The organism is Sagittula salina (assembly GCF_017813235.1).
Lineage (GTDB): Bacteria > Pseudomonadota > Alphaproteobacteria > Rhodobacterales > Rhodobacteraceae > Sagittula > Sagittula salina.
The window spans coordinates 46,713-63,337 of the sequence record NZ_JAGISH010000001.1; the positions used below are offsets into that span (position 1 = coordinate 46,713).

Annotated in this window: 15 protein-coding genes; 7 read left to right on the plus strand and 8 right to left on the minus strand. The window is 66.9% G+C overall.

Going from position 1 to position 16,625, the window contains the following annotated elements; translation table 11 throughout:
• Window positions 1–110: 110 nt before the first annotated feature.
• The 3 genes from murI to J5474_RS00205 all read right to left on the minus strand — a co-directional run bounded on the left by murI (window position 111) and on the right by J5474_RS00205 (window position 5,675).
• Window positions 111–923, minus strand: coding sequence for a glutamate racemase (gene murI / locus J5474_RS00195; protein ID WP_209358334.1), 813 nt, complete (start codon window positions 921–923; stop codon window positions 111–113).
• Window positions 924–949: 26 nt separating this feature from the next.
• Window positions 950–1,831, minus strand: coding sequence for a lysophospholipid acyltransferase family protein (locus tag J5474_RS00200; protein ID WP_209358335.1), 882 nt, complete (start codon window positions 1,829–1,831; stop codon window positions 950–952).
• A gap of 430 nt (window positions 1,832–2,261) precedes the next feature.
• Complete coding sequence (locus tag J5474_RS00205; protein WP_209358336.1) at window positions 2,262–5,675, minus strand: indolepyruvate ferredoxin oxidoreductase family protein; 3,414 nt, start codon at window positions 5,673–5,675, stop codon at window positions 2,262–2,264.
• A gap of 169 nt (window positions 5,676–5,844) precedes the next feature.
• On the opposite strand from J5474_RS00205, the gene J5474_RS00210 reads away from it, so the two are divergent.
• The 6 genes from J5474_RS00210 to J5474_RS00235 all read left to right on the plus strand — a co-directional run bounded on the left by J5474_RS00210 (window position 5,845) and on the right by J5474_RS00235 (window position 12,089).
• Entirely contained in the window at window positions 5,845–6,750 is a 906-nt protein-coding gene (locus tag J5474_RS00210; protein ID WP_209358337.1) for a LysR family transcriptional regulator, read from the plus strand.
• Between the two features lie 351 nt (window positions 6,751–7,101).
• Window positions 7,102–7,476 (plus strand): YbaN family protein, encoded by a 375-nt coding sequence (locus J5474_RS00215; RefSeq protein WP_209358338.1) that lies wholly within the window; start codon window positions 7,102–7,104, stop codon window positions 7,474–7,476.
• A gap of 198 nt (window positions 7,477–7,674) precedes the next feature.
• Entirely contained in the window at window positions 7,675–8,244 is a 570-nt protein-coding gene (locus tag J5474_RS00220) for a DUF6151 family protein (protein ID WP_209358339.1), read from the plus strand.
• A 151-nt stretch (window positions 8,245–8,395) separates the two neighbouring features.
• Entirely contained in the window at window positions 8,396–10,555 is a 2,160-nt protein-coding gene (purL, locus tag J5474_RS00225; RefSeq protein WP_209358340.1) for a phosphoribosylformylglycinamidine synthase subunit PurL, read from the plus strand.
• 243 nt (window positions 10,556–10,798) lie between these two features.
• Window positions 10,799–11,044 (plus strand): hypothetical protein, encoded by a 246-nt coding sequence (locus J5474_RS00230; protein WP_209358341.1) that lies wholly within the window; start codon window positions 10,799–10,801, stop codon window positions 11,042–11,044.
• A gap of 358 nt (window positions 11,045–11,402) precedes the next feature.
• Complete coding sequence (locus J5474_RS00235; RefSeq protein WP_209358342.1) at window positions 11,403–12,089, plus strand: M48 family metallopeptidase; 687 nt, start codon at window positions 11,403–11,405, stop codon at window positions 12,087–12,089.
• A 51-nt stretch (window positions 12,090–12,140) separates the two neighbouring features.
• On the opposite strand, the gene J5474_RS00240 is transcribed toward J5474_RS00235, so the two are convergent.
• On the minus strand, window positions 12,141–13,277 hold the full coding sequence (locus J5474_RS00240) for a hypothetical protein (protein ID WP_209358343.1): 1,137 nt from the start codon (window positions 13,275–13,277) through the stop codon (window positions 12,141–12,143).
• Window positions 13,278–13,282: 5 nt separating this feature from the next.
• Window positions 13,283–14,062 (minus strand): SDR family oxidoreductase, encoded by a 780-nt coding sequence (locus J5474_RS00245; protein WP_209358344.1) that lies wholly within the window; start codon window positions 14,060–14,062, stop codon window positions 13,283–13,285.
• A 180-nt stretch (window positions 14,063–14,242) separates the two neighbouring features.
• On the opposite strand from J5474_RS00245, the gene J5474_RS00250 reads away from it, so the two are divergent.
• On the plus strand, window positions 14,243–15,244 hold the full coding sequence (locus J5474_RS00250) for a Hint domain-containing protein (protein ID WP_209358345.1): 1,002 nt from the start codon (window positions 14,243–14,245) through the stop codon (window positions 15,242–15,244).
• A 9-nt stretch (window positions 15,245–15,253) separates the two neighbouring features.
• On the opposite strand, the gene J5474_RS00255 is transcribed toward J5474_RS00250, so the two are convergent.
• Genes J5474_RS00255 through J5474_RS00265 form a run of 3 tightly spaced genes read right to left on the minus strand, consistent with a single transcriptional unit; the run spans window position 15,254 to window position 16,583 of the window.
• Complete coding sequence (locus J5474_RS00255; protein WP_209358346.1) at window positions 15,254–15,757, minus strand: GNAT family N-acetyltransferase; 504 nt, start codon at window positions 15,755–15,757, stop codon at window positions 15,254–15,256.
• Window positions 15,757–16,308: a DUF805 domain-containing protein gene (locus J5474_RS00260; RefSeq protein ID WP_209358347.1), complete on the minus strand. Its 552-nt coding sequence runs from the start codon at window positions 16,306–16,308 to the stop codon at window positions 15,757–15,759. The genes J5474_RS00255 and J5474_RS00260 overlap by 1 nt, the downstream gene beginning before the upstream one ends.
• The gene (locus J5474_RS00265) at window positions 16,308–16,583 is read right to left on the minus strand and encodes a DUF7218 family protein (protein ID WP_209358348.1); all 276 of its coding nucleotides are present in this window, start codon (window positions 16,581–16,583) and stop codon (window positions 16,308–16,310) included. Before J5474_RS00265 ends, J5474_RS00260 begins: the two co-directional genes overlap by 1 nt.
• Between the last annotated feature and the right edge of the window lie 42 nt (window positions 16,584–16,625).

Genomic DNA, 16,625 nt, shown 5'->3' on the forward strand with positions numbered 1-16,625 from the left:
CGGTGACAGGGCGGGCCCGCGACCGGCGCGCTCTGACGCAGGCCCGCGCCGCCGCCCCCCCGATCAGGACAACGCCGCGCCCTCGTGCCCAAGCACCCGGCCAGCACTACTCAGGCCGCTTCGAAGGTAATCTGACGCTTCAGAAAGCCCGTGGCGTGCCGCGACACCTTCGCCGGGTCGCCGGTGGTCAGGAACTTCGACACCGTGCCCTTGCCCAGCATCGCGGGATGGCGCTGAAGATAGTCGGCCAGGCTCTCCGGCACCAGGTCGGCCTGGCTGAACAGCTTCACCTCCGGCCCCAGCGCGTCCTGAAAGATGTCGAACATCAACGGGTAATGCGTGCAGCCGAGGATCGCCGCGTGCGGATCCGGCATCTTGCGCTTGAGCGCGTCCACATGGCTGCGCACCAGCGCCTCCGCGAGGATCATGTCGCCCTCCTCGATGGCATCCACCAGACCACCACAGGCCTGCGCTTCCACATCGACGCCAATGGCGCGGAATGCCAGTTCGCGCTGGAAGGCACGGCTGCGCACCGTCGCAGGCGTCGCGAACAGCGCGACGTGCTGCACCGCCACCTCCCGCGGGGGCGAATTGTCGCCCCATTCCCGTTCGGTCAGCGCCTCGATCAGCGGCACGAAGACCCCCAGCACCCGCTTGTCACGCGGCACCCAGGTTTCCTGCATCCTCCGCAGCGCCGCGGCGCTCGCCGTGTTGCAGGCCAGCACCACCAGGTCGCAGCCCTCGTCCCAAAGCCGTTCCACCGCCGCCGTGGTCAACTGGTAGATATCTTCCGCATCGCGCACCCCGTAAGGCGCATGCTTGTTGTCCCCGAAGTAGACAAACGGCACGTCCGGCAACCGCCGAGCCGCCGCATCCAGAACCGTCAGGCCGCCCAGGCCCGAATCGAACACCCCAACTGCCATTTCGCTGCCCTTCCTCGCCCGGCGTGCTACTGCCGCCGCCTGTGTTTTTCTTCGAACTCGAACCCGTAGTCGTAGGACTTCAACGGTGTCGGCGACAACTCATAGGTGCTCCGGCGGAGGAAATCCATCAGCGCGCGCGCATCTCCCGCACGGGTGGCGATTTCCCCCTGCGGGATCGGCCGCCCGACCGCCACGCGCACCGGCGTATCGACCCGCTTGCTGAATTCCTTGATCAGCAGGCCCATGCGCAGCGTTGCGTGCAGGTGACTGGCCAGTTGGAACAGCCGCGACGTATGCCCGTCGAAATAGATCGGCACCACCGTCGCCCCCGATCTGGCGATCATCTTTGCGGTAAAGGTCCGCCAACCCGGGTCCATCGGCTGGCCAAAGGGTTTCTCCGCCGTGGCCACGGTACCGCCGGGAAACACCCCGACACAGCCGCCGCGCCCGAGGTAATCCAGGCAGGCGCGCCGCGTCTTCAGATTCTGCTGCACGGCATCTTTCGTCTCGTCAAAGGAGATCGGCAGCACGATGCGCTCCAGCGCTTCCGCCCGGGAAAACACCCGGTGGGCCAGAATACGAAAATCGCCGCGCGCGGCCGACAAGATATGCCCCATCATCAGCCCGTCCAGAATGCCATAGGGATGGTTGGCGATCACCACCAGAGGGCCGTCCTTGGGCACCTCGTCCAGCGACCCGCCGATCACATCCAGCCCCAGCCCGTAGCGCTCTACCATGACCTGCCAGAAGTCGCGCCCCTGCGCCACTTCCCGGTCATAGCCAGCCGCGCGCCGGATCAGACCCAAGCGCCCGGTGGCGTTCTCCATGATGCGGATCATTGCCCGCCCGCCCCGCGTGCTTGCCGAGTAGGAATAGGAAATATCGCTTGTTACGTCGCGTCTCTGCATCGTGCCCATGTCCCGAACGTGCCGCACCCTTACGGCGTCCGCGCGTTCTGGCCAGAGACCGTGACAGCCGTATGACGATACGATGACGGCGGTCCCGGAGGCCCGCCCCACGGGGGCCAGCGCCCGCCCCCCGAGGTATTTCCGGACCGGAGCAGCAGGGTTCCGGCGAGGCTGTCGGAGTTGCGGAAAAGTTGTCCGCCGACAATTGGCGACCTGCGCCCATGAAGACCCTGCCAAAGGGCCGATCCGGTCCGTCCCTGCGTCGCCCTGGCGCGAAAATCCCCGGGGAACCTGCCGCAGCAAGGCCGGCAGGGGCGGCGCCCTCTTTCCCGCCGCCACGCGAACGCCCATTCGAAGGGCGAACCGCGCCCTGCTTCTCCGCTTCCGAAATACTCCGGGGTGAGGCCGCAGGCCGAGGGGGCAGCGCCCCCTACTCCGCCGCCGTCCGCACCAGCGAACCGCCCGCGCGCAGCACCGCCAGCAGGTCCTCGCGCCGCTTTTCGGCCTTCGCCGCATTCGCCATCTTTACGGGACCGAAGCCCCGCACCGACAGCGGCAGGTCCGCCAGCGCGACCAGCGCCTCCATCCTCCCGGGCGTGGCCTTCGGCAGCCATTCCCCCATGTCCGCCTCGTACTGCGCGATCAGCGCACGTTCCATGCGCCGCTCCTCCGTCCGACCGAAGGGGTCGAGCGCGGTGCCCCGCAACCGCTTCATACGCGCCAGCCAGCGAAAGCCTGTCAGCATCCGGGCGCCAAACTGCTTCTTCACCGGACGGCCGTCCGGGCCTTCCTCCGACACCATCGGCGGCGCGAGGTGGAAGGTCATGCGGAAATCGCCGTCAAACACCGCGCGGGCCTTGGCCTCGGTCTCCAGATGCAGGCGGGCGACCTCGTATTCGTCCTTGTAAGCCAGCACCTTGTGGTATCCCTTCGCCACGGCCTCCTTGAGGCGCGGATCGGCGATGTCACGCAGCAGGCGGCGGTACTTCTCTGCCAGCGCCGCGTCCTGGTAGCGCTCCAGATGCGCCGCGCGGAAGGCAATCTTGTCTTCCAGCGTCTTTGGCTTTTCGACCACCACTGGCTTCAGCAGCGCCGCAGCCTCGTCGGGGTACAGAACGGCCCAACGGCCGATATCGAAGGCGCGCAGGTTGCCCGCCACCGCCGCACCGTTCAACTCGATCGCCTGAACGATGGCCTCCCGCGACAGCGGCACCAGCCCGCGCTGCCACGCCGCCCCGAGCATCATCACGTTGGAAAAGATCGAATCTCCCAGCGCCACCCGGGCCAGTTCCGACGCGTCGAAAAAGGCCACCTTCTCCCGCAGCCGCGCCTGAAGCGCCACGGTCAGACGGTCAGACGGCAGCTGGAATTCCGTGTTGCGGGTGAATTCTCCGGTGATGATCTCGTGGCTGTTGACCACGGCGCCGGTGCGTCCGGTGCGCGTCAGACCCAGGGTCTTGGCCCCCGCCGAGACCACCAGATCGCCGCCGATCAGCGCGTCCGCCTCGCCGGTCGCAACCCGCACGGCCGAGATGTCGTCGGGCGTCTCCGCCAGCCGCAGGTGGATGTGCACCGCGCCGCCCTTTTGGGCCAGTCCGGCCATTTCCATCATCCCGGCGCCCTTGCCATCGATCTGCGCCGCCTGCGCCAGCACAGCACCGATGGTGACCACGCCGGTACCCCCGACGCCGGTGATGACCACGTTCCAGGTGCCGCCGATGGCAGGCAAGGCCGCCTCCGGCAGGTCCGGAAGCACCAGAGCCGCCACCTCGGCCTTCTTCACCTTCGCGCCTTCAAGCGTGACGAACGACGGGCAGAAACCCTTCAGGCAGGAGAAATCCTTGTTGCAGGCCGACTGGTCAATGGCCCGCTTGCGGCCAAGTTCGGTTTCCTCCGGGACGATAGCGACGCAGTTCGACTGCACGCCGCAATCGCCGCAGCCTTCGCAGACGTCGGTGTTGATGAACACCCGCCGATCCGGATCCGGGAAGCGGCCGCGCTTCCGCCGCCGACGTTTTTCCGCCGCGCAGGTCTGGACATACAACAGGACCGACACGCCCTCGTGCCCCGCCAGCCCCTTCTGTACCGTTTCCAGATCGGCGCGCTCGTGCAGGGTGACGCCCTCGGGAAAGGCGCCCAGCTCCTCCTTCTCGTCGACCACCACGGCGACGCGTTCGACGCCCATGGCCATGACCTCGGCGGCGATGCGCTGCGGCGTCAGCCCACCCTCGTTCTGCTGGCCGCCTGTCATGGCGACGGCATCGTTGAACAGGATCTTGTAGGTGAGGGTCGTCCCGGCGGCCAAAGCCGCGCGGATCGCCTGCACGCCGGAGTGGTTGTAGGTCCCGTCGCCCAAATTCTGGAAGACGTGCCGGCGTTTCGAGAATGGCGCCTCCCCGACCCAGTTCGCGCCCTCTGCCCCCATGTGAGTAAAGCCCAGCGTCGAGCGGTCCATCCACTGCACCATGTAGTGACAGCCAATGCCCGCGTAGGCGCGGCTGCCCTCCGGTACCTTGGTCGACGAATTGTGCGGACAGCCGGCGCAGAACCACGGCGTGCGCTGCGCGATGTCCTCGGCGTTGTCGGCGCGCGTCGCTTCTTCGATCTGCGCCAGCCCGGCCTTCACGCCGTCGGTGCCCCGCCCCTCTTCCACAAGGATCTCGCCCAGTTTGCGGGCGATCAGGATCGGGTCCAGCGCGCCCTTCGTCGGGAACAGCTCCTCGCGGTGCATGTTGCCCGCGCCGCCCCTGTACCAGCCATAGACACGCCGCCCGCGCCGGTCGTCAAAGATCGCCTCCTTGACCTGCACCTCGATCAGCTTGCGCTTTTCCTCGACGATCACGATGAGGTCCAGCCCCTCGGCCCAGTCGTGGAATCCCTGCATGTCCAGCGGGAAGGTCTGGCCCACCTTGTAGGTGGTGATGCCCAGCCGCTCCGCCTCTGCCGCGTCGATGTTCAAAAGCGACAGCGCGTGCACGAGGTCGAGCCAGTTTTTCCCCGCCGCCACGAAACCGATCTTCGCCCCGGGCTTGCCCCAGATCCGCTTGTCCATGCCATTGGCGCGGGAGAACGCCTCCGCCGCGAACCGCTTGTAGTCGATCATGCGCGCTTCCTGCGCGTGGGGCGTGTCCACGAGACGGATATTCAGCCCGCCGTCGGGCATGGCGAATTGTGGCGTCATCAATTTCACCCGGTCGATCCGACCATCCACGACTGCCGTCGCTTCCACCGTGTCCTTCATGGTCTTCAGACCGACCCAGAGCCCGGAAAAACGCGACAGCGCATACCCATAAAGACCGTAGTCGATGATCTCCTGCACCCCGGCGGGCGACACCACGGGCATGTAGGCGTCCACCAGCGCCCATTCGCTCTGGTGCAGCACGGTCGACGATTCCCCCGTGTGGTCGTCCCCCATCGCCATCAGCACGCCGCCGTGCTTCGAGGTGCCCGCCATGTTGGCGTGCCGCATGGCATCGCCGGAGCGGTCCACCCCCGGCCCCTTGCCGTACCAGAGGCCAAACACCCCGTCGAATTTCCCCTCTCCCCGCAATTCCGCCTGCTGCGCGCCCCAGAGCGCGGTGGCCGCGAGGTCTTCGTTCAGGCCCTCCTGAAACAGGATGTCGGCCTCGCGCAGCTGCCGTTCGGCGCGGTGCATCATCAGGTCGACCGCGCCCAGCGGCGAGCCGCGATAGCCGGTGACGAAACCGGCGGTATTCAGCCCGGCGGCCCGGTCGCGTGCCTTTTGCGTCAGCATCAGCCGGACGAGGGCCTGCGTACCGTTCAGCAGCACGCTGTCCTGCCCCAGATCGAAACGGTCATTGAGGGTAATTCGATGCTTGCTCATGTCCGGCGCCTCCCAACGCTGAAGATACGGGCAATGTAGCACCAAATTAGGTCAAAATCATTGACCTGAACAGGGCTAATTTCCGCGTTACCCCGCTGTCACGTCAACTAGTTATCGATTTAACCGTTTCCTGCGACTATGTGGGGGAAAGCTTACGAAAGAAGACGCGATGGATTGGGACAAGCTCAGAATATTTCACGCCGTGGCGGATGCCGGCAGTCTGACCCATGCCGGAGACGCGCTGCATCTGTCGCAGTCAGCGGTCTCGCGGCAGGTCCGCGCGCTCGAGGAGGCGTTGAACACCACGCTGTTCCACCGTCACGCGCGCGGCCTGATTCTCACAGAACAGGGAGAGCTTCTGTTCGACGCCACCTCCGCCATGAACAAACGCATCGACAGCGCCACCGCACGCATCCGCGATTCCGAGGAGGAGGTGTTCGGCGAACTGAAGGTGACCACCACGCACGGCTTCGGCGCGCTATGGCTGGCGCCGCGTCTGGCCAAGCTCTACGACAAGTTTCCCGGCCTGCGTATCGATCTGATGCTGGAGGAGCGCGTGCTCGACCTGCCCATGCGCGAGGCCGACGTCGCCATCCGCATGAAGGAACCATCCCAGGCCGACCTGATCCGCAAACGGCTGATGTCGATCCGGATGCGGATGTATGCCTCGCCCGAATACCTCGCCGAGCACGGCGAACCGCAGCAGATCGAGGACATCCGCGACCACCGCCTGATCTGCCAGAAACCCGGCGCGCCGCAGGTGCTTGCCGGGGAACAGCTGGTGCAGTCGCTGCTGGCGCATGACGTGCAGACCGCGCTGACGGTGAACAACTACTTCGGTGTGTTGCAGGCGGTCGTGGCCAACCTCGGCATCGGCGTACTGCCCGATTACATCATCGAGGATTTCCCCACCATGGTCCGCGTCCTGCCGGAGGTCGAAAGCGTGGAGGTTCCGGTCTTCCTCGCCTACCCCGAAGAACTGCGCCAGTCCAAGCGCGTGTCCGCCTTCCGCGACTTCGTACAGGACGAGATCATCGCACACCGTCGGCAGCGACGGGCGATGGGGGCGGACTGAACACAACCCCTGATCGAATGCCACACTGTGGTATGCACGTCACGCATATCGGAAATGCTGCGGGTGCGACATGAAATCCCTTGATCGTTTCAGGAGCGATGACATATTCGGCAGATGACGGTGCAATGCATCAAATGCAGTGCATCTTCATACCTCCCTGTTGGACTACGGCCGAGCTTTGTGCTCGGCCTTTTTTTTGGCGCTACGCCATGCGGGGCACAGGCTGGCCACCGGGACATGCACCCGGCGCCACACACTTTCCCTTCACGGCGCGCGCGCTAAGCTCGTCCTCGACACCAGCCAGACGCCGCCCGCCGCTGCTGCCAACCTCACTGCCCAAGGACCTGCCCAATGCCTCCCGCCCGCCGCCTCGCCAGCCCGCTCTGGACCCTCGCCGGGGTGATCGCGCTCGCGCTGGGGCTGATCGGCATCGTTCTGCCGCTGATGCCCACGACGGTCTTCCTTCTGCTGGCGGGCTTCTGCTTCACCAAGGGCTCGCCACGCCTGCGCCGCTGGCTGGAAACCCACCCCCGCCTTGGCCCCCCGGTGCTGGCATGGGAGCAAACCGGCGCCATCGCACGGCGCCACAAGCGCCTCGCCGTGGCGATGATGGCGGCGACCTTCGCGCTCTGCGCCGCGCTCGGATTGCCGCTGTGGGTGCTTGGCCTGCAAGCCGCCTGCCTGCTCGGCGCTGGCACCTACGTCTGGACCCGCCCCGACACCTGAGGAAGGCCATCCGCTTCAGGCGACCGCTTTCTTTCGCTCTGGAAAGACCCGAAACTCAAGTCCGCCCGGCCCCTGCAGCACCCGGACACCCGGACACCCGCTCGTTGCATCCATCCGCCTTTCCGGCCACGCTCGAAACATCATCCCCCACACGACCAGCGCCACATAATCGCACGCAAGCCAATCCCCGGAGTCCCGATGCAGACCCAAACCCTCACCTGCACCTGCCAAAAGACCTCCTGGTCCATTAGCGGCGCCACTCCCGGTCGCCACGTGGTCTGCTACTGTGCCGACTGCCAAAGCTTCGCACGCCACCTGAAGCACAGCGACATGCTGGCCCCGCACGGCGGCACGCATATCTGGCAGACCGTTCCCGGGGGGGTGCACATTGCGCGCGGTGCCGAAAACCTCGCGTGCCTGCGGCTGTCACCGAAGGGCATGAACCGTTGGTACGCCGCCTGCTGCGATACGCCGGTCGGCAACACTCTGCAGAAAGCCACGCCGCCCTTCGTCGGCCTGATCCTGCCGGCGCCGGGCGATGGTTTTGGCCCCGTCAAGGCGCGGGTGAACACGGTCTCCACGCGGGGCGCGGTCAAGGAACACGGTTTCGAAGCCGCCGGTCTGACCGTGATCCTGCGCGCCATCGGAGCCTACTTCACACAAAAGGCCCACGGCCCCTTTTTCGACGCGGAGGGCAGGCCGCCGGTGGAACCACGCGTGCTCTCGGTCTCGGAACGCAACGCCGCACGCGGCGGCCCTGCTGCCTGACACGGCCCCGACCGCCAGACACCGGCGCGGTCCCTCCGCACCGCCCCGGCATCGCTTTTGTATAACCCCCATCGCCACCCCAAGGCGGGGCTTCCCCCCGCGCCTGCCTTGCCGTAAAGGGAGCGCGACACGCCATCTCAGGGGAAAGACCATGCAGGAACCGGCCATCACCGAAGAGCTCATCGCCGCCCACGGCATCAAGCCCGACGAGTACGCCGAGATCCTCCGCATCCTGAACCGGGAACCGACCTTTACGGAGCTGGGCATCTTCAGCGCGATGTGGAACGAGCACTGCTCCTACAAATCGTCGAAGATCCACCTCAAGACGCTGCCCACCACCGGCCCGCAGGTCATCTGTGGCCCCGGCGAAAACGCTGGCGTGGTGGGCATCGGCGACGGGCAGGCCGTGGTCTTCAAGATGGAAAGCCACAACCACCCCTCCTACATCGAACCCTATCAGGGTGCCGCCACCGGCGTCGGTGGCATCCTGCGCGATGTGTTCACCATGGGCGCGCGGCCCATCGCGGCGATGAACTCGCTCAGCTTCGGTGAAAAGGACCACCCCAAGACCCGTCGGCTGGTGCACGGCGTCGTTGAGGGCGTCGGCGGCTACGGCAATGCCTTCGGGGTTCCGACGGTTGGCGGCGAGGTCCGTTTTCACCCCGCCTACAACGGCAACTGCCTCGTGAACGCCTTTGCCGCCGGTCTCGCGGACACAGACAAGATCTTCTACTCCGCCGCTTCCGGCGTGGGCCGCCCTGTCGTCTATCTGGGCGCCAAGACCGGTCGCGACGGCGTTGGCGGCGCGACCATGGCATCGGCCGAATTCGACGAGACCATCGAGGAAAAGCGCCCCACCGTGCAGGTTGGCGACCCCTTCACCGAAAAGCGCCTGATGGAAGCGACTCTGGAGCTGATGCAAACCGGCGCCGTGATCTCGATACAGGACATGGGCGCGGCCGGCCTGACCTGTTCCGCCGTGGAAATGGGCGACAAGGGCGGCCTCGGCATCCGACTCGACCTTGAAAACGTGCCGCAGCGCGAAACCGGCATGACCGCCTATGAAATGATGCTGTCCGAATCCCAGGAACGGATGCTCATGGTCCTCGATCCCGCGAAGGAAGCCGAGGCCAAGGCCGTCTTCGACAAATGGGACCTCGACTTTGCCATCGTGGGTGAAACCATCGCCGAGGACCGCTTCCTCATCATGCACAACGGCACCTGCATGGCCGACCTGCCGCTGTCGAAACTGTCGTCGTCGGCCCCGGAATACGACCGCCCGCATGTGCCCACGCCACAGGCCGAGCCGCTTGAAGACGTGCCCCAGATCGACGCGATCGACGCGCTGAAGGCGCTGCTGGCCAGCCCCAACTACGCGTCCAAAGCCTGGGTCTACGACCAGTACGACAGTCAGGTGATGGCCGACACCATGCGCACGCCGGGCTTTGGCGCGGGCGTCATCCGCGTGCACGGCACCGAGAAAAAGCTCGCCTTCACGTCGGACGTCACCCCCCGCTACGTCAAGGCGAACCCGCATCAGGGCGGCCGTCAGGCCGTGGCGGAGGCCTACCGCAACCTCACCGCGGTGGGGGCGCTGCCGCTGGCCACCACAGACAACCTCAACTTCGGCAACCCCGAGAAACCCGAGATCATGGGCCAGTTCGTCGGCGCCCTCAAGGGCATCGGCGAGGCCTGCATCGCGCTCGACATGCCGATCGTGTCCGGCAATGTCTCGCTGTACAACGAGACCGACGGTCAGGGCATCCTGCCAACGCCGACCATCGGCGCCGTGGGACTGATCGCGGCGGGTGAAGAGCCGATCCTCGACACCCCCCGCGAAGGCCACGTCGCCCTGCTGCTGGGCGCGACCGAAGGCCACCTTGGCCAGTCCGCCCTGCTCTGGGAAGTCTTCAACCGCGAGGACGGCGACGCACCGCATGTGGACCTCGCCGCGGAGCGCGCGCATGGCGAGTTCATCCGCGCCAACCGCCAGTGGATCCGCTGCTGCACCGACCTCTCGGACGGGGGGCTGGCGCTCGCCGCCTTCGAGATGGCCGTGGCGGGCGACGTGGGCGTGCAGATCGACACCGACGACACCGCGCAGCTTTTTGGCGAGGATCAGGCCCGCTACCTGATTGCCTGCAATTTCGACGCCGCCGAGGCGCTGATGGGTGCTGCGGGACAGGCGGGCGTGCCGCTCACCACCGTGGGTCGCTTTACCGGCGATACGGTTCGTTTCGGCGCGTCGGAGGCCCCGCTGGCCGACCTCCGCAGCCAGAGCGCGGAAACCTTCCCCACCCTCTTCGGCTAAGCCATCGCCGAACGCAGGCAAACGGCGCTCCCCCCCGGGGGGCCCGCTTTGCATTGGCGACAGGGTAAGGATTTCATGAATACCCCGCCAGAGACTGCGCTGCTATTGATTAACAATGCCGCGACATTGCTGAACTGCGGCAGTTTCGGAAACAATCCATACCCTGAGCGTCCCGCTTTCGCGGACGGCCCGCAGGCCCGCAATCCGGGCCGCCCCCTGCCATTTCATCAAAGGACTTCACCGATGTCTGCCAAGATCCTCACCGCCCTCGTCACCGCCGCCGCGCTGACCGCTTCCCTCACTGTCGCGACCCCGGTTGCCGCCCTCGATCAGGACGAACGCAACGTGGTCGGCGGCATCGTTCTCGGCGTGCTGGGCACGCTGGCCGTGCAGCAGGCAACAAAGCCGAAGACCAGGACGAAGGTCGTCACCTGCTCGAACCCCTTCCGCACCATGCGCAACGGCCAGATCGTCTGGGCCTGCCGCTGACCTCTGCCTGAGACCGTGAACCGCTACCTCCGCAACCCGCAGAAGCTTTGTCTCGGAGCCGCCGTCGCCTGAGACCGGAGGGGCGGGCGACGGCACGGCGGGGAAGCTGTTTGCCGAGGAGCCCCGCGCCGCGGGGAGACGGCCAAACCGCTTGCGCGACGGGGCGGCGGCTTTCGGCAGGCTCCGGCGACGGCGGCTGTGATGCTTTGCCTTGATGAGCCAAAGCCCCCCCTTCGCGCTGCGGCATCCCGCAACGCCCTTCCACTCTCGGCACACCTGCCCACCGCCTTTCCCAAATCACATCCCGAAACCGCTCCCGCCCCTTCCGCAACCCGCGCGTCTCCCCCATATTCAGCCCATGCTGAAATTCACCCCGCTCCTGCTCGCCATTCTTTACGCGCTCGCGATGTACCACTTCTCGGCGTGGCGAACGCGGAGGGAACTGGATGCCCGCTCCACGCCGCTGACCGACCCGGGGCTGCTCTCCGTCACCGACCGCATGGCCCGCGCGCTGGACCTCCCGACGATCAAGGTCAACGTCTACGAGATCGAGCCGGTCAACGGCCTCGCAGCGCCGGACGGGCGCATTTTCCTGACGCGGGGGTTCCTGAACCGCTACAAGGCGGGCGCGGTCACGGCGGAGGAACTCGCCTCTGTCATCGCGCATGAGTTGGGCCATGTGGCGCTGGGGCACGCGCGGCGGCGGATGATCGACTTCTCCGGCCAGAACGCGATCCGCACGGCGCTGATGATGGTGCTCGGGCGCTTCCTCCCCGGTCTCGGTCCGATGCTGGCCAATGCCCTGACCGGCCTTCTGGCAGCCCACCTCAGCCGCTCGGACGAATACGAGGCCGACGCCTATGCCTCCGCCCTGCTGCACAAATCCGGCATCGGACTGGGGCCGCAGAAATCGCTTTTCGAGAAACTCGACCGCCTCACACGGGCAGGCCACGCCGGGCCTCCCGCCTGGCTCATGTCGCACCCGAAGACCGCCGACCGCATCGCGGCCATCGAAGCGGCAGAGGCGCGCTGGTCAAGAACCTGACGCGCCACCGGGGCCGGACCTCACCCTGCGGTCCGTCCCTTTCCCCGACACTCACTCCGCGATCAGGTCAAAGGCCGCTTCGGCGAGGTCCACGCCGTTCACCTGCACCACAAGCCCGTGCAGGCCGGGGTGCAGACGGTACGTCGTCGCGTCGCCCTTCAGCACATGCCGCTTTTCCAGCCGAAGGCCCGCGCGCCCCACCTCGCAGGCCTTCAGCTTGAAAACCTTCTCCGCCGCGCCTCCGGGTCGGAAAAACCGCAGCCGGTAATCCACCATCGCGGGGCGCGCTGCCTCGGCCTCCAGCCAGACGGCAAAGCGCAGCGCCTCTCCCACGCGCACCTTCGGCGTCAGCACCTCCAACCGCGCCGTCACCCCGCCCGCCTCAAAGCCCAACAGCGCCAGCGCCCTCGGCTCGCCGCGTTTCACCGCCGTGCGCAGGGCGTGGCGGGTGATCCATGCCATTTCAGCCGCATCCTGCTGCCCCGCGTCGCGCCAGCGCGCGAGCCGCTCGGTCACGGCCTCCGGCATGACCCGCGACAGGTCGTTCATGTGGTTGGCCACGGACCGCGTGACGAACCGCGCCTCGTCACGGTGCAGCCTGTCGAGGAACCCCAGCGGCACGGTCGGGTCGATCGTCACCGCCCGCCCCCAGGGCAGCCTTGGCCGCGTCCCTTCGGAGACCAGCCGCCGCACATGGTAGTTCTCGTCGTGCATCCAGTCCCGCATCCGCGTGAGCGTCATGTCGGGCCAGCGGTTCAGGAAGGGCCGCACGGCGTATTCCATAGAAAACCGCCGGGTCGCCGCGTGCAGCAGGTCCAGCGCGCGCTCCGGCGCCGCCATCCCGTGCCGAACCGCAAGAACGCCGAAAACCGCGTGGATGAACCGGCCAAAGTCATTGTCGCGCAGCGCCGGGTCCAGCGGTTCGGGCATCGCCGCCTCCAGCGCTTCCGCCATGGCAGGAAACCCCGAAGGCAGCTGCGCCTCGAGGCAATCGGCCACCCAGTCGAGCCGCTGCATCAGGCCGCGTCCCTCCAGCCCCGGCACGCAGGCGGACAGGAACCGTTCCGCGTCGAACCCCGGCAGCGCCGCGAACCCGGCAGCAAGATCCGCCACCGATCCGGCATTGAACAGCTGAGCGGCAAGCAAAACGCCCGCCCCGCCGCCCTTGCCATCCGGCCCCCGCGCCACGGGGGTCAGATCGTCGCCAGCGTCGCGCCGCCATCCAGCAGGATGTTCTGCCCGACGATGAAGCCCGCGTGCTGCGAACACAGGTAGGCGCACATATGGCCGAATTCCTCGGGCGTGCCGTAACGCTGCGCCGGGATCGTCGCCTCGCGCTGCTGCTTTGCCTCCTCGATCGTGATGCCCTTCTGCTCCGCCACGCCGGTATCCAGCGATATGGCTCGGTCGGTGGCATGGATGCCGGGCAGCAGGTTGTTGACGATGACGCCTTGTGCCGCCACCTGCCGCGCCGTGCCAGCGACATAGCCGGTCAGCCCGGTGCGCGCGGCGTTCGACAGGCCCAGCACCGCGATGGGCGCCTTCACCGACTGCGAGGTGATGTTGACCACCCGGCCCCAGCCCTTGTCGATCATCTTCGGCATCAGTTCGGTCATCAGCGCGATGGGCGTCAGCATGTTGCCGTCGAGCGCCTTGAGGAAATCCTCGCGCGTCCAGTCGTGCCACATGCCCGGCGGCGGACCGCCCGCGTTGGTCACGAGGATATCAACCGCGCCCGCGGCTTCCAGCACCTTCGCGCGGCCGTCCTCCGACACGATGTCGGCGGCCACGGTCGTCACCTGCACGTTGTAGCGGTCGCGGATCGCCTGCGCGGTGGTTTCCAGCGCCTCCGCGCCGCGTGCGTTCATCACCAGATCGACGCCCGCCTCCGCCAGCGCCTCCGCGCAACCGCGCCCCAGTCCCTTGCTCGATGCGCAGACCAGCGCGCGCTTGCCCCGAATGCCCAGATCCATCCGGATCCTCCCTCTTTGTTCTGTCCAAGTTCCGTTATGGCCCCGGAAACGCCCTTTGACGGTGTCGTTTCCGCAACGTCGGCAAAACGCCGACCTCATTCCCATTTGATGACACATTGTTCCGGCTTACAATGCCTTGGGCGACATCCATCTTCTTCTTCGTCGCCGCGAAAGGCCCCCATGCAGCGCAAATCCTCGACCCTCTCCGTATTTCCCGCCGCAGCCCTGCGCGTGGTCAACGGGGCGAACCTCGGCGACGCGCTGTCCTGGGCCGACGATCTCGAACCCTCGGACATCTACCGGCTGTCCCCGGTCTCCATGCTGAAATCGCTGACTGTCCGGACCGCCGCGACGCCGCCCTTCCACATCATGGAGCAATCCGAGCTCGGCACCCCCGGCCACGCCGTGCACCTCGATTGCTGCGTCACCTTCATGTCGGGCTCGGGCGAAACCACCGAATGCCTCGTGCTGGTGGAAACCGACCCCGACGGCAACGCCGCCCAGGTCTACGCGCTGCCGCTGGCCGAAATGACACCGAAGGCCGACTATGTGCTCGTCGGCATCTCCGAGGACAGCGCCCTGCAACGCTACGCACAATCCGCCTGCACCTCCTTTACCGCCGGGACAATGATCACCCTGTCCACCGGCGCGCAGAAACCGGTTGAGGACCTTCGCCCCGGCGATCGAGTGCTGACCCGCGACAATGGCCCGCAGGCGCTGCGCTGGATCGGCCACCACACCGCGCGCGCCACCGGCACCTTCGCCCCGATCCGCATCGCCGCGGGCACGCTGAACAACAGCCGCGACCTGCTGGTATCACCCGATCACCGGCTTTTCATCTACCAGCGCCGGGACGAGATCGGCGCCGGGCGCTCCGAACTGCTGGTGCGCGCCCGCCACCTCGTGAACGGCACCACCGTGACCGCCGCGCCGGGGGGCTTCGTCGATTACTACCAGATGCTCTTCGACGCGCATCAGATCATCTACGCCGAAGGCATTGCCGCCGAATCCATGCTGGTGAACACCCAGACACAGGCCGCGCTGCCCGCTGACCTGTCCGACCGGCTCGCTGCCCTGATCCCCGGCCACCGCCGCAGCGACATTTCCGACCTCGAAATCGGTGAGACGCTGCTGTCCCGCCCCGACGCGGCCGCGCTGCTGCGCAAATCCTCCGGCGGTTGAGCGCGCCTGCTACAGCACCAGCCCCATCACCATCACATCCTCGAACACGGCATCCATCAGCACCGCCTCGCGCTTCACGCCCTCGACCGCGAACCCCGCCGCCTCGCACAGCTTTCGTGCGGCAATGTTGCCCGACCGGACCTCCAGCCCGACCTTGTGAAACCCGCGCGCCCGTGCCGCATCAAGCGCATGGGTCAGCAACGCACGCCCGACGCCCTGCCCGCGCCATTCCGGCAGCACGCCCATGGCCAGCGTTCCGGTCTGGGCCTCCAGCGGCGGCGCCCCGCGCAGGATGTCGACCCAGCCGCACAGCCCGCCGTCCGCCACCGCCACGAACTGCGGGTCGCAGACCGCCACGGCATTGCAGATCACATGGACAGAGGCGGCCCCGGGCGGCTTTGCATCTATGGCAAAGCTCCTGCGCTCCGCCGCTTGCAGCGACGCCGGGTCCGGCTGGCCGTGCCCGGAAACACCGACCTCGCGGATCTGCCATGCCGGCTCGGCGCGGGGCATCATTTGGCACCCGGTACAGCAGAGACTGGATCAGGCGGCGGACCCCAGCGGTTCGCACACCGCTGCCCCGGCAGCGCCGCGATCACGGATTTGACGAGGAACAACAATCCGATCACCCAGCGCACCGCCAGAACTCCGGGCCGCGTCTCGCCGATATAGGCGGCCACAACCACCGTCTCGCGCTCAACCCCGGCCATCATCACGGCGGATACCACCAGAGGCGCCACAAACAGCCCGGCATCCAGTACCAGAACCCACCAGCCGGAAAACCCGACGTCGTGGAACCGCCGCACCGACACGGTGACCATCGGCACCGCCCATGCCGCCAGCAGCACCGCTGCAATCATCTCTGCAACGGACGCCAGACCGAAATAGCCGCGCGCTACAAGAACCCCGTCGATCAGGCCGTAGATCCGGCACAGCACAAAAGCAAAGGGCGCTCCCAGCAGAAGCCACCACCAATACTCGGCCCGCGCCGACCGACCGTCGATTTTCAGCCCCTTGCGCCAAGTCCTGGCCCAGGACCGCACGGGCCCTGCCCAGATGCGCATCAGTGATGCCGCAAAGCGTCGATCAGCGCGCCCTTGTCCATGTCCGAGCGACCTTCGATGCCGATTTCCCGCGCCCGGTCGTACAGCGCATCCTTGGTCCAGTCCTCGTAGGGCGGCGCCTTGCCACCCGCCTTCGACGGCTCATCGCCCGCCGCTTTCGCATTGGCGATCCGCGCGGCCTTCTCGCGGGACATGCCCTCGTCGCGCAAATCCTCGTACAGCTTGTCGTCCTTGATCGACGGGCCGTGGTCCTTGACCCCGTTGCTTCCAGCCATGACGTGCCTCCAATCTCGTTCGACCTCCCAACCCGCGTTCCC

What these genes read in the sequence shown, in the direction of transcription:
- murI (WP_209358334.1), bottom strand. Translation starts at nt 923, where the DNA reads ATGGCAGTTGGGGTGTTCGATTCGGGCCTGGGCGGCCTGACGGTTCTG.
- J5474_RS00200 (WP_209358335.1), bottom strand. Translation starts at nt 1,831, where the DNA reads ATGCAGAGACGCGACGTAACAAGCGATATTTCCTATTCCTACTCGGCA.
- J5474_RS00205 (WP_209358336.1), bottom strand. Translation starts at nt 5,675, where the DNA reads ATGAGCAAGCATCGAATTACCCTCAATGACCGTTTCGATCTGGGGCAG.
- J5474_RS00210 (WP_209358337.1), top strand. Translation starts at nt 5,845, where the DNA reads ATGGATTGGGACAAGCTCAGAATATTTCACGCCGTGGCGGATGCCGGC.
- J5474_RS00215 (WP_209358338.1), top strand. Translation starts at nt 7,102, where the DNA reads ATGCCTCCCGCCCGCCGCCTCGCCAGCCCGCTCTGGACCCTCGCCGGG.
- J5474_RS00220 (WP_209358339.1), top strand. Translation starts at nt 7,675, where the DNA reads ATGCAGACCCAAACCCTCACCTGCACCTGCCAAAAGACCTCCTGGTCC.
- purL (WP_209358340.1), top strand. Translation starts at nt 8,396, where the DNA reads ATGCAGGAACCGGCCATCACCGAAGAGCTCATCGCCGCCCACGGCATC.
- J5474_RS00230 (WP_209358341.1), top strand. Translation starts at nt 10,799, where the DNA reads ATGTCTGCCAAGATCCTCACCGCCCTCGTCACCGCCGCCGCGCTGACC.
- J5474_RS00235 (WP_209358342.1), top strand. Translation starts at nt 11,403, where the DNA reads ATGCTGAAATTCACCCCGCTCCTGCTCGCCATTCTTTACGCGCTCGCG.
- J5474_RS00245 (WP_209358344.1), bottom strand. Translation starts at nt 14,062, where the DNA reads ATGGATCTGGGCATTCGGGGCAAGCGCGCGCTGGTCTGCGCATCGAGC.
- J5474_RS00250 (WP_209358345.1), top strand. Translation starts at nt 14,243, where the DNA reads ATGCAGCGCAAATCCTCGACCCTCTCCGTATTTCCCGCCGCAGCCCTG.
- J5474_RS00255 (WP_209358346.1), bottom strand. Translation starts at nt 15,757, where the DNA reads ATGCCCCGCGCCGAGCCGGCATGGCAGATCCGCGAGGTCGGTGTTTCC.
- J5474_RS00260 (WP_209358347.1), bottom strand. Translation starts at nt 16,308, where the DNA reads ATGCGCATCTGGGCAGGGCCCGTGCGGTCCTGGGCCAGGACTTGGCGC.
- J5474_RS00265 (WP_209358348.1), bottom strand. Translation starts at nt 16,583, where the DNA reads ATGGCTGGAAGCAACGGGGTCAAGGACCACGGCCCGTCGATCAAGGAC.